This is a genomic window from Rhizobium ecuadorense (genome assembly GCF_001187535.1).
GTDB classification, from domain to species: Bacteria; Pseudomonadota; Alphaproteobacteria; order Rhizobiales; family Rhizobiaceae; genus Rhizobium; species Rhizobium ecuadorense.
Genome location: NZ_LFIO01000596.1, coordinates 1 through 624, shown reverse-complemented (window position 1 = coordinate 624; position 624 = coordinate 1). Strand labels below are relative to the sequence as shown.

The following is a 624-nucleotide window of genomic DNA, read 5'->3' as shown; positions in this document are numbered from 1 at the left end:
ATGACGGCAGCTGGACCTTCACGCCGGATGCCAACTACAACGGCCCGGTCAGCCTGAGCTATACCGTCATCGACGGCCATGGCGGCAGCCTGCCGGCAAGCCAGAGCTTCACGCTTGATGCGGTCAACGACGCACCCGTCCTCAGCGGCAATGCGGCGACGCTTGCGGCGGGAACCGAGGACACGCCCTACACGATCAGTACCGCTGCCCTGCTGGCCGGCTTCACCGATGTCGACGGCGACCAGCTGTCGGTCTCAGGCCTCACCGCCAATCATGGCGCCCTGGTCAACAACAATGACGGCACCTGGACCTTCACGCCGGATGCCAACTACAACGGCCCGGTCAGCCTCAGCTACACCGTCATCGACGGAAATGGCGGCAGTCTGCCGGCAAGCCAGAGCTTCACGCTTGATGCGGTCAACGACGCGCCGGTCCTCAGCGGCAATGCGGCGACGCTTGCGGCAGGCAGCGAGGACACACCCTACACCTTCAGCACCGCTGCCCTGCTGGCTGGCTTCACCGATGTCGACGGCGACCCGCTGTCGGTGTCAGGCCTCACCGCCAACCACGGCGGCCTGGTCAACAACAATGACGGCAGCTGGACCTTCACGCCGGATGCCAACT

1 protein-coding gene is annotated in these 624 nt (G+C 65.2%); it reads left to right on the top strand.

Annotated elements, in window-relative coordinates:
• The coding region (locus AF337_RS12195) for a cadherin-like domain-containing protein (RefSeq protein WP_152971018.1) at positions 1–624 on the top strand (624 nt) is incomplete at both ends.